Annotated in this window: 11 protein-coding genes and 1 pseudogene; 7 read left to right on the top strand and 5 right to left on the bottom strand. The window is 74.4% G+C overall.

The features are described 5' to 3' along the window. Positions 1 to 24: 24 nt before the first annotated feature. From OG982_RS00855 to OG982_RS00845, 3 genes are all read right to left on the bottom strand, one after another. Positions 25 to 1,632: a carboxylesterase/lipase family protein gene (locus OG982_RS00855; protein ID WP_266947693.1), complete on the bottom strand. Its 1,608-nt coding sequence runs from the start codon at positions 1,630 to 1,632 to the stop codon at positions 25 to 27. Positions 1,633 to 1,711: 79 nt separating this feature from the next. Next, the gene (gene surE / locus OG982_RS00850; RefSeq protein ID WP_266947691.1) at positions 1,712 to 2,623 is read right to left on the bottom strand and encodes a 5'/3'-nucleotidase SurE; all 912 of its coding nucleotides are present in this window, start codon (positions 2,621 to 2,623) and stop codon (positions 1,712 to 1,714) included. Positions 2,624 to 2,766: 143 nt separating this feature from the next. Then, positions 2,767 to 4,047 carry an MFS transporter gene (locus OG982_RS00845; protein ID WP_266947689.1) on the bottom strand — a complete coding sequence of 427 codons (1,281 nt, stop codon included), beginning with the start codon at positions 4,045 to 4,047 and terminating at the stop codon, positions 2,767 to 2,769. 1,044 nt (positions 4,048 to 5,091) lie between these two features. Between OG982_RS00845 and OG982_RS00840 the strand changes: the two genes are divergently transcribed. From OG982_RS00840 to OG982_RS00830, 3 genes are all read left to right on the top strand, one after another. Then, positions 5,092 to 5,826, top strand: a complete 735-nt coding sequence (locus tag OG982_RS00840; protein WP_266790678.1) for a phosphatase PAP2 family protein — start codon at positions 5,092 to 5,094, stop codon at positions 5,824 to 5,826. Positions 5,827 to 5,924: 98 nt separating this feature from the next. After that, on the top strand, positions 5,925 to 7,478 hold the full coding sequence (locus OG982_RS00835; RefSeq protein ID WP_266790680.1) for a carboxylesterase/lipase family protein: 1,554 nt from the start codon (positions 5,925 to 5,927) through the stop codon (positions 7,476 to 7,478). 127 nt (positions 7,479 to 7,605) lie between these two features. Next, positions 7,606 to 8,613, top strand: a complete 1,008-nt coding sequence (locus OG982_RS00830; protein WP_266790681.1) for a LacI family DNA-binding transcriptional regulator — start codon at positions 7,606 to 7,608, stop codon at positions 8,611 to 8,613. A 46-nt stretch (positions 8,614 to 8,659) separates the two neighbouring features. Here OG982_RS00830 and OG982_RS00825 read toward each other — a convergent pair whose 3' ends face one another. Both OG982_RS00825 and OG982_RS00820 read right to left on the bottom strand, forming a co-directional pair. Continuing rightward, positions 8,660 to 9,388 carry a phosphatase PAP2 family protein gene (locus OG982_RS00825; protein WP_266790683.1) on the bottom strand — a complete coding sequence of 243 codons (729 nt, stop codon included), beginning with the start codon at positions 9,386 to 9,388 and terminating at the stop codon, positions 8,660 to 8,662. 160 nt (positions 9,389 to 9,548) lie between these two features. Then, entirely contained in the window at positions 9,549 to 10,502 is a 954-nt protein-coding gene (locus OG982_RS00820; RefSeq protein ID WP_266947688.1) for an alpha/beta hydrolase, read from the bottom strand. 208 nt (positions 10,503 to 10,710) lie between these two features. On the opposite strand from OG982_RS00820, the gene OG982_RS00815 reads away from it, so the two are divergent. The 4 genes and pseudogenes from OG982_RS00815 to OG982_RS00800 all read left to right on the top strand — a co-directional run bounded on the left by OG982_RS00815 (position 10,711) and on the right by OG982_RS00800 (position 15,776). Beyond that, complete coding sequence (locus OG982_RS00815; RefSeq protein WP_266790686.1) at positions 10,711 to 11,142, top strand: ATP-binding protein; 432 nt, start codon at positions 10,711 to 10,713, stop codon at positions 11,140 to 11,142. Between the two features lie 123 nt (positions 11,143 to 11,265). Then, positions 11,266 to 12,876: pseudogene (locus OG982_RS00810) on the top strand (AMP-binding protein); the annotation flags it as partial. Positions 12,877 to 12,936: 60 nt separating this feature from the next. Continuing rightward, positions 12,937 to 13,485: a thioesterase family protein gene (locus OG982_RS00805; RefSeq protein WP_266949840.1), complete on the top strand. Its 549-nt coding sequence runs from the start codon at positions 12,937 to 12,939 to the stop codon at positions 13,483 to 13,485. Then, positions 13,476 to 15,776 (top strand): FAD-dependent monooxygenase, encoded by a 2,301-nt coding sequence (locus OG982_RS00800; protein ID WP_266790688.1) that lies wholly within the window; start codon positions 13,476 to 13,478, stop codon positions 15,774 to 15,776. The genes OG982_RS00805 and OG982_RS00800 overlap by 10 nt, the downstream gene beginning before the upstream one ends.

Genomic DNA, 15,776 nt, shown 5'->3' with positions numbered 1-15,776 from the left:
GCGCGCCGGACGCCCCGTCAGCGCCTACAGCGGCGGCCGGGTCGGCAGGGTCCGCCAGAACGCGCACTGGTGGTCCGCCGTGAACGACGAACTCGGGCTCGTCGTACGGGGGTTGAGCGTCAGCACCGTACCCGTCCCGGTCCCGGTCGCGGGCCAGGCGGTCTGCCCCGGGACGGCCGGCGACCCGGAGCGGGCGAAGGCGCCCCAGTAGCGCTTCATCCGGGTCGCCAGCGCCACCTGCGCCGGGGCCAGCGGCCGGTCGCCCATCGTGAAGTCGTGCAGGTACGCCAGCTCCGCGCTGTGCGCGTTCGACTCGTCCAGGCCCGGAACCTGCGCGCCCGCCAGGGTCGGGGAGTCAGGGTCGTCGAACTCGTACGTGTACGTGGGCACTTGAGCGGCGAACAGCTGCGCCGTCCACGCCGTGTGACAGGCGAAGGAGGAGTCGGTCGTCACCGCCGACAGCGCCAGGTACGGCGAACCGTACGCCGAGAGCGGATAGCGCGCCAGCACCTCCGGGCCCGCCGCCCCGTACCCGGCCAGCACCTGAGCCGTGTACTCCTGAGCCGTCAGCCGCGGCTGCGTCAGCGCCACGAACAGCCGTGACTCCGACCGGGTGCTCCCGATCAGCACCGGCACCTTGTTCCAGCGCCCGCTCCCGATCGCGTCGGCCGGATCCACCGGCAACAGCCCGTCACCCGAGGCCGGTCCGGAGGTCGCCAGCGTGCGCGCGGCCTCGACCAGCGCCGCGGCGGGAGAGGCGCGCAGGCACGCCGCGACCCCGGCCGGATCGGCGCAGCCCGCCTTCTCGGCGTACGCCCGGGCCTGCGAAGCGGCCCGCGCGCCGTCGGGCGTACGCAGCAGCGTGCACGGCCCGCTCTGCAGCACGGCGCGGTGGAACAGCCCGGCCGCCGACGGCGTCGCCAGCAGCGCGCAGACCGAACCGCTGCCCGCGGACTGCCCCGAGACCGTCACGTTGCCGGGGTTCCCGCCGAACGCCGCGATGTTCTCGCGCGTCCAGCGCAGCGCCTCGACCTGGTCCATCAGACCGAACGAGCCGGAACGCCGGGCGTTCTCCCGCGCGAGCTCCGGCAGCGCCAGATAACCCAGCTGGCCCAGCCGGTAGTTGATGCTGACCACGACGCTGTTCGTGAGCTCGGCCATCGTGCGGCCGCCGAACTGGGTACCCGTGCCCTGGCTGTACGCACCCCCGTGCATCCACAGGATCACCGGCAGCCGGGCGCCCGTCCGGGCGCCCGCGGGCCGGTACACGTCCAAGTAGAGGCAGTCCTCGGCGACGGCCGCCGGGTCCGCCAGGCCGAAGGGCGAGAACTGCACGCACGCCGGCGCCTGCCGGTCCGCCTCGCGCACCCCGCTCCAGCGACGCGGCTCCCGCGGCGCCCGCAGCCGGGCCTCCCCCACAGGGGGAGCGGCGTAGGGGACGCCGAGGAACTCCTGCGCCCCGTCGTGGTTCTGTCCCCGCAGCTGCCCCTGCGCGACGGTGACCACCGGTCGCGGCGGCGCGCTCGCCGCCGCGGCCGTGGCGGGGCCCGCCGTCGCGAGCAGGGCCAGCAGCGCGAGGGCCGTACCGAGCAGGGGTCTTGCCGAAGTGAGCCGGTTGCCGGGCCGCTTCATCCGTCCTCCTGGGTGGGCTGGGTGGGCCGCGTGGGCCGGTGTGGCCGATGCGGCCGATGTGGCTGGTGCGAAGCGGGCGTCACGGGCGGAGGCCGGCGATCAGGGCCGCGGTCGTGGCCTGGTCGGCGGGGCCGGTGTTCCAGTTGGCGTTCATCGGGCTGACGGCGATCCGGCCGGCGCTGACGGCCTCCACGTCGCCGCCCCGGGCCGCCGGGCGGAGGTCCACCGAAACGGTCACCTTCCAGGTGCCGTCACCGGAGTCGGTGAAGTCCGGTTCGAGGATCGTCTGCGGGTCCTGGAACGTGGCCGCCACACCGGCGGCGGTGCCCTTGCCGTCGGCGCCGACCACCGGGTGGTTCACGTTCAGGCCGACGCCCTTGGGCAGGAGCGGCCCGGACCCCGCCCGCGCCCGGAGCCGGTCGATGAGCTTGACGGCGAAATCGACCGTCGGGCCCATCGCGTTGACGGTGGTGACCGGATCCGGCGCCCCGACGCCGCCCGTGCTGAGCGCGATGGCCGGCACGCCCGACTCCAGCGCGGCGACGGCGCCGCCGACCGTACCGGAGTGGGTGGCGAGACCGGCGACGTTCGGCCCGAAGTTGGTGCCGGACACCACCAGGTCGGGGGCGCGCCCCTCGAACACCTCGGAGAGGCCGAAGGCCACCGAGTCGCCGGGCGTGCCGTCCACGGCCCACACCTTGGGTTCGGGGTGCTTCACCGTGATCGTGGGGGCGCTCATCATCTTCGTACCGGTGCCGCTCTGGTTGGTGAGCGGGGCGACGATGGTGACGTCGTGCCCGGCGGCGGTGAGCCGCTCGAACGCCTTGCGGATGCCCGGCGCGTTGTAGCCGTCGTCGTTCGTGAGCAGGATCCGCAGCGGGGCGGTGGGCGCCGGCGCGGCCTGCGGCGAGGCGACCGCGGGGGCGGTGCCGGCGAGGGCCGCGGTGCACAGCATCAGGAGGGCGGGCGGCAGGACTCGCGTGCGTCGCACAGAAGGCTCCTTGGAAGGGGAGGGAGGGGGAACGAGGGTGCGGTGGGGGTTTCGGTACGGGACCGGCGGGCGCGTGACCCTCGGCATGCGCCCGCCGGAGCACGGGCCGGGCCGCGTCGGCGTGGGAGGCGGCCCGGCGGGGATCAGCGCACGCTGCGGATCGGGAGGATGGCGAGCGCGCCGATCAGCGACAGGGCGCCGCCGGCCAGGAACAGCGGGGTGTACCCGCCCAGGGCGGTGACGATGGCGGAGGCGACGAACGGGGCGACGATCTGCGGCCCGGCGTTCGCGACGTTGAGTACGCCCATGTCGCGGGCGGCGTCCTCGGCCCGGGGGAGGACCAGCGTCACGAGCGCGGTGTCGACGGCCATGAAGCAGCCGAAGGCGAGTCCGTTGAGCGCGCTGAAGACGAGCATGCCGGTCCAGGTCGGGCTGATGACGGGGACCACCATGACGATCCCGGCGAGGGCGGCCGATACGCCGACGAACACCTTGCGGCGGTTCCAGCGGTCGGACAGCAGGCCGCCGACGACGGTCGACAGCGCCACCGCGACCATCGACACCGGGGTCAGGACCGCGATCGCCTCGGGCGGGGTCAGTCCGGCGGGCAGCGCGATGTGGTCGTCCAGGATGTACAGCTGGTAGCCGACGACGGAGAAGTAGCCCAGCACCATCAGGGCGCGGCCGATGAAGGCCCAGCGGAAGTCGTGGTTGGCCAACGAGGAGAGGAACGCCGCGATTTGGGAGCCCTTGACGGCTTTCGGCGCGGGCTCGGTGCGGGGCGTGTCGCGGCAGAAGACGGAGAGCAGCAGGGCGGCCCCGGCGACGATGGCGCCGAAGACCAGGTATCCGGTGCGCACGTGCGCCGCGGTCTGGGAGGCGATCAGGACGCCGACCGTGCCGCCGATCGGCAGGCCCAGCCCCACCAGCGCGGACGCGGTGCCGCGGCGGGTGGCGGGGATGCGGTCGGGCACGATCGCGGTGACCGCCGCCTGGTAGGTGTTCATCGTCGCCTGGACGAGGCACCAGCCGATGCCGACGAGCAGGGCGGTGGAGACGCTGCCGAGGAAGGCCAGGCCGAGCAGCGAGGCGAGGGCGCCGCCGAGGATCCAGGGGTTGCGGCGGCCGCTGCGGTCGGAGAGGGCGCCGGCGATCGGGTTGAAGGCGGTCGCGAAGATGGCGCTGATGCCGCCGATCAGGCCGAGGACGGCGACCTTGTCGTCGGGCGCGATCGCGGCGACCTGCGTGGGCAGGAGGACGGAGCCGACGCCCATGTAGACCGCCATCATGGCGGAGTTCGCGATCAGGAGGAGCAGCATGAGGCCGCGCTGGCGCGGAGCCGCATGTTCCGGTGCGGAGGTGGTGGCGGTCGTGCTGCCGGCGGGCGGCTGCTCGATCGGATCGGTGAGCTCGTTCGTGGCCATGACGACTCCTCGGGGGACGGAGCGGGGAGGTGGCGTGGTGCGGTGGCTGTGGTGCGCCGGTTCCGGTCCGCGGGTGGGCGGTACGGGGGTGAGGGAGACGCTCCGCCGCGCGAGCGGTCGCGGGGGCGGTGGAGTCACCGGAAGCCGTCGCGGCCGGCTGGGATTCACGTGATGTTGTTACACGTGTCACCGGAGCGCTTGGACACTGTGTAGCACCCATTTCCGGGCCCCGCTAGAGCCTGCGGCGCGTCGTTGCGCAGATCGTGACCGAGAGGGGATTCGCCGGTGGAGCACGTGTAACCAGCCTGTGGGTGGTGCTGACCAGGCCGATCGTGTCTCGAAACCCTCTTGCCCTTGTGGCGGTGGTCACGCATCCGCAATACTCCGTGCCGCACCGCGACGGCTCCGTCCCCGGCCCCGCGGTCCACCCCCGGCACCCCCTCGCGGCCACCGAGCCGCGGCGGCGACCGCACCACCGTGCGCGATCCGCCGGCCCACCCCGCGGGGTCGCGGCCACCCAACCCGGCAGCCGCATCACCCCCACGCGCCCCCGTCCCGGCCGCCCCCACGCCCCACCGCCCCGGCCGCCCCCCACGCGCCCCGTCCCGGCCGCCCCCACGCGACCCCGGGCCGCCGGCCGTTCCCGCTCGCACCTGTCCCGCTGGGGCCAACTCCACGCTTCCGCGTCCCCGCTTCCGCGTCCCCGCTTCCGCGATCCGCTCCCGAGTTCCCGCTCTCGCGTCTCCGTTTCCGCCCGGCTCTCGGCCACCCGCTCAAGCCTCGGCTCGGGGTTCTGTTTCCGGCCCTGCGTCGGGCTGTGTGCCTCGGGCCGTCTGCCCCAAGGGGCCTGTTCCGGGCCCCTGTTCCGGGCCCCTGTTCCGGGTCGCCCGTTCCGGGTCGCCCGTTCCGGGTTCCCGGCTCCGGCGTCGCTCCGCTCCGCCCCCGCTCCGGGTTTCCCGGGGTCGGTACCCCAGTTCCGCATACCCCCGCCCGCCCGTCGCAGCGCATCGTTTCGCCTCGGGTGGCGACCCTGAAAGGTCCGACATGCCGCTTTCCCCTGACGCCGCTCCGACCCCGCGTCCCCCGCGTCCCCCGCGCCCTCCGCGCGCACCCCGCGCCCCGCTCCCGGCCGCGCCCCCGCGTCACGCGCTCGCCTCCGGGGTCGGGCTGCTCGTCGCGGCGCTGCTGATCGGGCTGCTGCTGCGCATCGTCGACCGCCCCTTCTTCCAGGGGTTCGACGACCGCTGGGCCGCCTCCATGGACGGCTCGCCCGCCGACGCGGCCACCGGCTTCGCCACCGTCCTCGACCGGCTCGGCGGCCCCCTCGGCCTGGTGCTGCCGCTGATGCTGATCGGCTGCCTCTGCGTCTACGGCCGCTGGCGCTCCGCGCTCTACGTGTTCGTCGCCGCCGTCCTCACCAGCATGTTCGTCGTGATGCCCCTCAAGCAGCTCGTCGACCGCCCGCGCCCGCCGCACACCTGGGTCCTCGTCAACGACGGCTCGTACCCCTCCGGCCAGGTCTTCAGCGCCGTGACCTTGATGGTCGTGGCCGCGGTGGTGCTGTTCCCGCCGCGTGCGCGACGCTGGTGGTGGCTGTTCGCGGCCGTGTACGTCGGCGCCATGATGTGGAGCCGCACCTGGCTGCACGCCCAGTGGTTCACCGACACGCTGGCCGGCGCGCTCGCCGGGGCCGGAGCCGGCCTGGTGCTGTGGCGGGCGTTCGCGCCCCTGCTGGAGACGGAGGCGGAGCGGGTGGCGTCCAACAGCCTCTGGCTCTGAAGAGTCGATATCGCGAATCATTGACGGTCGATGAATTTCCGCAATACCCTCGACGGGTCGGCGCGTGCTCGGCGTGCGGACCAGGAAGGATTTGGCTCATGGCTCTGACCCCGGCCCGGGACCACACGCTGGTGGACCTCCCCGCAGGACGCCTCCGCGGCGCGATCGAAGGCGGGGTGGCCGTGTTCCGGGCCGTGCCCTACGCCGCACCCCCCGTCGGCGACCTGCGCTGGCGCCCCGCGCGACCGCACCCGGGCTGGAGCGGCACCCGGGACGCCACCACCGACGGGCCCAGCGCGCCTCAGCCGTACACGGAAGGCGGGGACCCGGTCCTCGGCGGCCACGGCTCGCCGCCCTTCGACGAGGACAGCCTGACCCTGAACATCTGGACCCCCGCGGCCGACGGCGCCCGGCGCCCGGTGCTCGTCTGGATCCACGGAGGCGGCTTCGTCTCGGGCTCCGGATCGCTGCCCAACTACTCCGGCGAGACCTTCGCCCGGAACGGCGACCTCGTCGTGGTCGGCATCAACTACCGCATCGGACCGCTGGGTTACCTCTACTCCGGCCCCGAGGAGGGCAACCCCGACGGCGCCGGGAACCCCTGGCTCAGCGACCAGCTCGCCGCCCTGCGCTGGATCGCCGCCCACATCGCCTCCTTCGGCGGCGACCCGCAGAACATCACCGTCGCCGGGCAGTCGGGCGGCGCGGTCTCCACCGCCGCCCTCGCCGGACTCCCCGAGGCCCAGGGGCTGATCCGGCGCGTGATCCTGCAGAGCCCGCCCTTCGGCCTCGACCTCCCCGGCCCGGACGCCTACCTGGAGCGGACCGCCGCCTATCTGGAGCTGGCCGGCGTCAAGACCGTCGAGGAGCTGCGCGAGCTGCCCTGGCCCGCGCTGATCGGCGCGACCGGCGGGCTCTTCGCCCGGACCGTGCGCTGGGGCTATTGGCCGACCCCGTTCCTGCCCGTCATCGACGGGGTCACCCTCACGCGCCACCCGGTGGAGGCCCTGCTGCACGGAGCCGCGACCGGCATCGACGTGATGATCGGCTGGACCCGCGAGGAGGCCAACTTCGGCTTCGCCCTCGACCCGGGGTACGCGGCCGCGGGCCAGGACCGGGTGATCGCCCGGATCGCCGACACCTTCGGCGCCGAGGCCGCGCCCGAGGTGTACGCGGCGTACGAACGGGCCCGGCCCGGGGCGCGCCCCGCCGACGTGCTGATGGACCTGATCACGGACGAGCTCTTCCGGGTGCCCGCCGTGCGGCTGGCCGAGGCCAGGGCGGCCTCGGGGCGTCCCGTCTGGGCCTACCAGTTCGATCTCCCCACGCCCGCGTACGAGGGCCGGCTCGGCGCCGCGCACTGCCTGGAACTCCCCTTCGTGTTCGCCAACTTCGACCAGTGGGCGCACGCGCCGTTCCTGGCCGGGCTCGACCCCGCGGTCCGCGACGGGCTCGCGCACACCATGCACCAGGCCTGGATCGCCTTCGCCCGCACCGGTGACCCCAACCACCCGGCGATGCCGACGTGGGACCCGTACGGCGCGGACACGCGCACCACGATGCGCTTCGACTCGGTGGTGACCGCCCTCGGCGACCTCGCCGGTGACGCGCGCCGCCTGCACGCGCAGGCGGCGGGCCCCCTCCCGGCGTAGGAGACGGCCGACGGGCCGCATCGGGGGCCGCGCACGGCCGCGCGCCCCCGATCCCGCCGTCTAACTCGTGTAACCTCGAAGGAGAGAGTGGTAGCAACAGCAGGTACGCACACAGCCGAGGGACGTCATGGCCGAAGAAACCCCCGTCCCCGCGTCGATCACCAGCGCCGACGTGGCACGCCTCGCCGGAGTGTCGCGCGCCACCGTCTCCTTCGTCCTCAACGACACGCAGGGCCACCGGGTCAGCGAGGCCACCCGCGCCCGTGTCCTGGACGCGGCCCGCCAGCTGGGCTACGTCCCGCACGCCGCCGCCCGCTCCCTGCGCGCCGGCCGCAGCAACCTCGTCCTGATGCCCGCGTCGATCTCCGCGATCGGCCGGCTCGTCAGCGACTGGGTCGACGACCTGCACAGCGAACTCGACCGCCACGGCTACACGGCAGTGCTGCACGCGGGCCGCTTCGCCGACCCCGTGGACGCCGCCCGGGCCTGGGCGGAACTGCGCCCGGCGGCGGTGATCGCCCTCGACGGCGACCGCCTCACCGCGCAGGCGGCCGAGTTGCTGCGCCGCGCCGGGGTGCGCGGACTGCTGGCGTTCGCCGCCCGCCCCGTGCCCGGCGTCCACACCATCGGCTTCGACCACGCCCGGATCGGCGCCGCCGCCGCCGAGCACCTGATCTCCCGCGGCCGGACCCGGATCGGCGTCGTCATGCCCCAGGAGCGCGGCCTCGGTACCCTCGCCCGGCCGCGCCTCGCGGGAGCCGAGTCGGTCGCCGCCCGTCACATGGCCACCGTCACACCGGTGGAGCTGGCCTACACCCGGGAGTCCGCGACCGCGCTCGCCCGGCGCTGGGCCGGCCTGGAGCTGGACTCCGTCTTCGCCTACAACGACGAGTACGCCGCGTTGCTCCTGCACGCGCTCCAGGCCGAGGGGATCGCCGTACCGGACGAGGTCGCGATCGTTGGCTCCGACGACCTCGTCCTCTCGGGTCTCCAGCAGCCCGCGCTCACCACGATCCGCCTGGACCTGGCCTCGCCCGCGCGGGTCGCGGACGCCGTGCACGAACTGCTGGAGACCGGGTCGACCCCGCCGCTCCCGGCGATAGAGGCCGTCCTGGTCCCGCGCCAGACGTCCTGAGCCCCTTTCCCCTTCCCGAATCCCCCCGCGTCCGCGTCACCCTCCGCTACGGAACCGCGGTCGCGGCCGCCCCCCGGCGGTCGCGACCGGACTCCCGGGTGAGGGCGGGGGCGAAGAGCCACCAGGCCAGCAGGCCCGCGCCCGCGCCGGCGGCCGCGCCCGCCGCCGTGTCGGTGAGCCAGTGCGCGTGCAGCCAGGTACGGCTCCACATCATGGCCAGCGTGAACACCGCGCCCCCGAGCCACCAGGCCCGCCGGCGCGCCGCCGGGACCAGCAGCACCCCGACGAGTACGACCAGCAGCGCCGCCCCGGCCGCGTGGCCGGACGGGTAGGAGCCGTGGTCGACCCGGACCAGCGGGTTCGCCGGCCGCGGCCGGTCCACCAGGTGCTTGAGCCCCTGGACGACGAGCAGACTGCCGGCCAGGTAGACCCCGAGCAGGAACCCGGCCGAGGTCCAGCGCCTGCGCAAGAGCAGGAAGAACAGCAGGCCCAGCGGTACGACGACCCCCAGCGGGCCGCCGAACCAGTTCAGGGCCGCGGCGAGCGCGGCGTACGGCCCGTCGTGCGGGCCGCCCATCCAGGTCAGCCAGCGGTCGTCCAGCTCCTGGAACGGCGGGTTCGCCGGGTCCGGCCGGACGGCGAGGGCCGGCAGCGCGGCGCCGCCCAGCAGCAGGAGTCCTGCCGCGAGGACACCGGGAGGGCGCCGGGCGACCACCGCCTCGGGCGCTCTCGCGGTGACGGGGGACAGGACCGGGGCGACCGGATTCCGGGACATGAGTGCCTCTCGCGACCGCGGCACGTAGGCGCGGCCCTTGGTGATCGACGTACCCGCGGGGCCCGGCCGGACCGGGCCCCGCGGCGGAACAGGACTGCGACGGAAGCGGGAGAAGGGGAAGGGGTCGGGGGAGGGGGAGAGTGGGAGCGGGCTCCCGGGCTCAGGCCCCCGCGCCCAGGTGCCCGGCCAGGAACGCGACGCTCTCGGCGACGATCTCCGGGATGTCGGGCGAGCCCAGGAAGATGTGGTCGGCGCCGTCGACGGGCCGCAGGGTCACCTTGCCGCCCGCGCCCGTCAGGGCCTCGGCGAGCACCTCGCTCTGACTGAACGGCACCAGGCCGTCCCGCGTGCCGTGGACCAGCAGGAACGGCGGCGGGGTCGCGCCCGCCGCGTACGTCACCGGGCTGGCGGCCAGGGCCAGCGCCGGGCGCTCCGCCTCGGTTCCGCCGAGCAGCGCCTCGTACGGGTCGGGGAAGTCGGCGCCCGAGGGCATCGCCGGCATGGGGTGCCCGGCCAGGGCGACGAGGTCGGAGACCCCGTACCAGTCGACGACGGCCCGGACCCCGGTGTCCCCGGCGCCCACCCCGTGCGCGCCCTCCAGCGCCTCGGCGTCCGCGCTGTGCGGGCCGACGAGGCCGGCCAGCGCCGCCAGATGGCCGCCCGCCGACTCGCCCCAGACCGCCATCCGGTCCGGGTCGATGCCGAGGGCGTCGGCGAAGTGGCGGACGTAGCGGATCGCGGCCTTCACGTCGTGCAGCTGCGCCGGGAAGGGGGCTTCGAGGCTGTGCCGGTAGTCGATGGAGACGAGCGCGAGACCCGCGGCCAGGACCGAGCCGTGCAGCAGGGCGGCGGGCACGGTCGGCGGCGGGTAGCGCCGGTCGCCGTCCAGCCAGCCGCCGCCGTGGATCCAGACGACCACCGGGAAGGGGCCCTCGCCGGCCGGGAGCCGGACATCGAGGAGCCGGGGGCGGTAGCCGGGTGTGGTGGCGTACGTGACCCCGTCGAAGTGCCGCACCCCGTGCTCGTCCGTCACGGGCGGCACCGGGGGCTGGTAGGGCGGGGGCGGCCAGGTCATGTCGGCCAGATCGAACTCGGCCGGGTGGGATTGCGTCATTGCGGCCCTTCTGCCGGCCCCGGGCTTCGTAACGCTTTGTCCGAAATGCTTGCGCGTGGCGCCCGGGGGGTCTTAACGTGTTACACGTGTAATCAAGACACTAGCGATGCATTTCCGCCGAGGACAAGCCCATCGGCTGTGTGATTCTCGAAGCAGTTACACGAGTCGCCCCGGCGGTGTCTTCGCTCACCCCCTCTGGGAGCACGTCATGCTCACCGCCCCCACTCCCGCCCGGACCTTCGTCCACTGGGTCTGCGCCCCCACCCCCGCGAGCGTCCCCCTGGTCCGGACCCGGGTCCGCGCCGTGCTCGACGGCTGGCGGATCGCCGGCGATGTCGCGGACACCCTGCTGCTGGCCGTCAGTGAACTGGTCGGCAACGTCGTCCAGCACGCCGCCGCCCAGACCGGCCGGATGCGCGTCGGCGTCTCGTGCGGCGGGGGATGGCTGCGCCTGGAGGTGGCCGACGGGGCAGCCGAACTGCCCCGGCTGCCCGATCCGGCGGTGCAGGTCGAGCTGGACGCCGAGGGTGGGCGGGGTCTGTTGCTGGTCCAGCTGCTGGCCGCCGAGGCGGGCGGTGAACTCGCCGTGCTGGTACACGAGTTCGGCAAGTCGGTGCGGGTGCGCGTCCCCATCGCCTGAGGGGTTCCGGTGGCGCCGCGGGGGCTCTGGGCGCCATGGATATATCGCGGAAAGTTGACGGCCGCCAAATTATCGAGATACTTGCCCCATCTCCCCGCTGCTCCCTGAATGAGGTGCCGCCCCATGGAGCTCTCCCCCTCGGCACATGCCGATTCCTTCTGCCGCGACCGGCTGCCCGACTTCTCCCTCTGGCCCGAACTCCACTTCGAGCTACCGGAGTTGGACTATCCCGACCGGCTCAACTGCGCCCGCCGCCTGCTCGACGACGCCGTCGAGCGCTGGGGCCCCGACCGTCCCTGTCTTCTGACCCCGACCGAGCGCTGGACCTACGGCGAGCTCCAGCGGCGCGCCGACCAGGTCGCCCAGGTGCTCACCGAGGACCACGGGCTCCGGCCCGGGAACCGCGTCCTGCTGCGCGGCCCGAACAATCCCTGGCTCGTCGCCGCGTGGTTCGGCGTGCTCAAGGCCGGCGGCGTGGCCGTCACCACGATGCCGCTGCTGCGCTCCGCCGAACTGGCCGAGCTGCGCGAGATCAGCCGCCCGACGGTCGCGGTGTGCGACCACCGCTACGTCGCGGAACTCGAGGCGGCCGACCCGCCGGGCCTCCCCGGCCTGCCCGTCATCCCGTACGGGGGCGCCGGCGCGGCCGATCTGACCGCCCGGTGCGCCGCGAAGGCCGGCCGGTTCACCGCCGTCGAGACGGCCGCCGACGACGTGGCGCTGATCGCCTTCACCTCCGGTACGACCGGGCGCCCCAAGGCGACCCTGCACTTCCACCGGGACGTCCTCGCCAACGCCGACACGTTCTCCCGGCACGTCCTGAGGCCCCGCCCCGAGGACGTCTTCACCGGCACCCCGCCGCTCGCCTTCACCTTCGGCCTCGGCGGGCTCGTGGTCTTCCCCCTCTCCGTGGGGGCCGCGACCCTGCTGATCGAGCAGGCCACCCCCGAGCAGCTGGCCGACCTGGTCGCCGAGCACGGGGTGAGCGTCCTGTTCACCGCGCCCACCGCCTACCGGGCGATCATGGCCGCCGGGGCGACCGGGCGGCTGTCCGGCCTGCGCCGGTGCGTGTCCGCCGGGGAGCCCCTGCCCGCCGCCGTGTGGGAGGAGTTCCACGCCGCCACCGGCCTGCGGATCATCGACGGCATCGGCGCCACCGAGATGCTGCACGTGTTCATCTCCGCCGCGGACGAGGACATCCGGCCCGGTTCCACGGGCCGCCCCGTCCCCGGATACCGCGCGGCCGTGGTCGACGAGCGGGGTGATCCCGTCCCCGACGGGCAGCCCGGCCTGCTGGCCGTCACCGGCCCCACCGGTTGCCGCTACCTCGCCGACCCGCGCCAGACCACGTACGTCCGGAACGGCTGGAACATCACCGGCGACACCTACATCCGGGACGCCGACGGGTACTTCTGGTACGTGGCCCGCAGCGACGACATGATCGTCTCCTCCGGCTACAACATCGCGGGCCCGGAGGTCGAGAAGGCCCTCGGCGCCCACCCGTACGTCGAGGACTGCGGGGTCGTCGGCGCCCCCGACGAGCGGCGCGGCATGCTCGTCAAGGCATACGTCGTCCTGCGCGACGGCGTCCCGGCGGACGGGGCCACCGTCCGCGAGCTCCAGGCCCACGTCAAGCAGGCCATCGCCCCGTACAAGTACCCGAGGGCCGTCGAGTTCGTCGCGGAACTTCCGAAGACCGCCAACGGCAAGCTCCAGCGCGCCGAACTGCGCGGGCGGGCCCGGGCCGAGGCCCGCGCCGAGGACAACGGCGCCGCCGGCGCCCGCACCGAGGCGGTGGACGCCGAATCGGTGGACACCGATGCCGTGGAGGCCGACGCGGTGGCCGCCGACGCCACCGAGGTCGGCTGCGCCGCCGGAGCCCCCGGGGCGCTCGCCCCGCGCCTGCCCAGCGTCGTCGTCGAACGCCGCGTCGAGTGGCCCGACACCGACGCGGCCGGGCACTACCACCACTCGACCGTCGTCCGCTGGGTCGAGGCGGCCGAGGCCGTGCTGCTGCGCCGCCTGGGCCTGTCCCACCTCTTCGGCAGTACGCCCCGCGTCCACTTCGAGGCCGACTACCGCGCCCGGCTCTGGTTCGGCGAGGCCGTCCGCACCGAGCTGCGCGTCACCAAGGTCGGCGCGAGCTCCCTGCACTACGCCTTCACGGTCCTCGGCGAGGAGGGCGGGCAGGCCGCCACCGGCCGCATGGTCATCGCCCACTCGGCGGCCCGCGCCACCGGCTCCACGCCCTGGCCCGCCGACGTACGCGAGGTCCTCACCAAGGCGGGCCCGCAGGCCCCCGAGCTGATCACCCGAACCACAGGAGGTACCCCGTGCGCGTAGCAGTCATCGGAGGAGGGCCCGGCGGCCTGTACTTCGCGGCCCTGGCCAAACAGCTCTCCCCGGACTGGGAGGTCACGGTCTGGGAGCGCAACGCCCCCGACGACACGTTCGGCTTCGGGGTCGTCTTCTCCGACGAGACCCTCGACGGCATCGCGACCGCCGACCCCGTCATCCACGCCGCCATGTCGGCGGAGTTCGCCCGCTGGAGCGACATCGACGTCCGCTACCGGGGCCAGACGCTGACCTCCGGCGGCCACGGCTTCGCCGCCCTGGGCCGCCGGAGCCTGCTGCGGATCCTCCAGGACCGCTGCGCCGCCCTAGCCGTGGACGTCCGCTACCGCACCCAGGCTCCGCCGGCAGCCCAACTCGCCGCCGAGTACGACCTGGTGGTGGCGTGCGACGGCGTCCGTTCGGCCACCCGCGCCGGTTACGCCGACACCTTCGGCCCCGACCTCGACGAGCGCTCCGGCCGCTACATGTGGCTCGGCACCGACAAGGTCTTCGAGGCCTTCACCTTCATCGTGGAGGAGTGCGACTTCGGCACCCTCCAGGTGCACGCCTATCCGTACGACGACACCCGCTCCACCTTCATCGTCGAACTGGACGAGGAGAGCTGGCGGCGCGCCGGGTTCGCGGAGTCCGCAGGCCGTCCGTACCCGCCCGGCGCCAGCGACGAGGAGGGCATCCGGCGCTGCGAGGAGATCCTCGCCGGGCACCTGGACGGTCACCGGCTGCTGCCCAACAACTCCAAGTGGCTGCGCTTCACGACGGTACGCAACCGCACCTGGCGCCACGAGAACGTGGTCCTGCTCGGGGACGCCGCGCACACCGCGCACTTCTCCATCGGCTCCGGCACCAAGCTGGCCATGGAGGACGCTCTCGCCCTCGCGGCCTGCCTGCACGAGCACCCGGACGACATCCCGGGCGCGCTCGCCTCGTACGAGGACGAGCGCCGGCCGGTCGTGGAGTCCACCCAGCGGGCCGCCCAGGCGAGCCTCGAATGGTTCGAGAACATCGACCGCTACACCGGCCAGGACCCACACCAGTTCGCCTTCAACCTGCTGACCCGCAGCCGCCGCGTCACCTACGACAACCTGCGCGTGCGCGACGAGGCCTTCACCACCGCCGTCAACACCACCGCGCCCGTCCCGCCCATGTTCCGGCCGCTGCGGATCGGCGGGCTGCGGCTGCGCAACCGGGTCGTCGTCCCGCCCACCGCCCTCGCCACGGCCCAGGGCGGCATCCCGGGCGACTTCGACCTCGTCCACCTGGGCACGCAGGCCCTCGGCGGGGCCGGCCTGGTCATCGCCGGCATGACCGCCGTCGCCGCCGACGCCCGCCCGGACCCCGGCTGCCCCGGACTGTGGAACGACGACCAGGAGGCGGCCTGGCGCCGCATCACCGGCTTCGTGCACGGCCAGAGCGACACCTGCCTCGGCATCCAGCTCACCCACGCCGGCCGACGCGCGGCCGCCGGAGCGCCGATCGCCGCCTCCGCACTGCCCTGGGACGAGCACGGCCCGGCGCCGCGCGAGGCCACCCGCGCCGACATGGACCTCGTCGTACGGGACTTCACGCGCGCGGCCGAACGCGCCGACCGGGCGGGCTTCGACGTCCTGGAACTCCAGTACGGGCACGGCCACCTGCTCTCCGGGTTCCTCTCGCCGCTGACCAACCTGCGCACCGACGACTACGGCGGCGACCTCGCCGGGCGGCTGCGCTTCCCGCTCGAAGTGCTGCGCGCCGTACGGGAGGTCTGGCCCGCCGGCAAGGCGCTGCTGGTGCGGATCTCAGCCGCCGACTGGGCGCAGGGCGGGCTGAGCGAGGCCGACGCCGTGGGCATCGCCCGGGCGCTGGCCGAGGCGGGCGCCGACGCCATCGACGTCTCCACCGGCGAGGTCGTCCCGTACGAGAAGCCCCGCTACGGCCGCAGCTACCAGACCCCGTACGCCGACCTGATCCGCAACGCCACCGGGATCCCGACGATTGCCGTCGGCGCCATCTCCACGTACGACGACGTCAACTCGATCATCCTGGCCGGCCGCGCCGACCTGTGCGGCGTGGGCCGCGCCCAGCTCCACGACCCGCTGTGGACCCTGCACGCGGCCGCCGCCCAGGACTACCGCGGCCCGGCCGCGCCCTGGGCGCCGTCCTGGCGGGCGGGAAGCGGCCGGCCGCCCGCCGGCCGCACCGACCGGGTGCCGCCGCGCCTGGAACTCCTGCGGCAGCCCGCCGCGCCCGTGCACCAGCGCTGGCGGCCACGCGTGGCCGCCGCCTCCCGCGCCCGCTGA

Origin of the sequence: Streptomyces sp. NBC_01551, from assembly GCF_026339935.1 — a bacterium.
Taxonomy (GTDB): domain Bacteria; phylum Actinomycetota; class Actinomycetes; order Streptomycetales; family Streptomycetaceae; genus Streptomyces.
Note: the sequence above shows the minus strand (reverse complement) of the source record. Positions and strands in the feature narration are given on the sequence as shown.

What these genes read in the sequence shown, in the direction of transcription:
- OG982_RS00855 (WP_266947693.1), bottom strand. Translation starts at nt 1,632, where the DNA reads ATGAAGCGGCCCGGCAACCGGCTCACTTCGGCAAGACCCCTGCTCGGT.
- OG982_RS00845 (WP_266947689.1), bottom strand. Translation starts at nt 4,047, where the DNA reads ATGGCCACGAACGAGCTCACCGATCCGATCGAGCAGCCGCCCGCCGGC.
- OG982_RS00840 (WP_266790678.1), top strand. Translation starts at nt 5,092, where the DNA reads ATGCCGCTTTCCCCTGACGCCGCTCCGACCCCGCGTCCCCCGCGTCCC.
- OG982_RS00835 (WP_266790680.1), top strand. Translation starts at nt 5,925, where the DNA reads ATGGCTCTGACCCCGGCCCGGGACCACACGCTGGTGGACCTCCCCGCA.
- OG982_RS00830 (WP_266790681.1), top strand. Translation starts at nt 7,606, where the DNA reads ATGGCCGAAGAAACCCCCGTCCCCGCGTCGATCACCAGCGCCGACGTG.
- OG982_RS00825 (WP_266790683.1), bottom strand. Translation starts at nt 9,388, where the DNA reads ATGTCCCGGAATCCGGTCGCCCCGGTCCTGTCCCCCGTCACCGCGAGA.
- OG982_RS00820 (WP_266947688.1), bottom strand. Translation starts at nt 10,502, where the DNA reads ATGACGCAATCCCACCCGGCCGAGTTCGATCTGGCCGACATGACCTGG.
- OG982_RS00815 (WP_266790686.1), top strand. Translation starts at nt 10,711, where the DNA reads ATGCTCACCGCCCCCACTCCCGCCCGGACCTTCGTCCACTGGGTCTGC.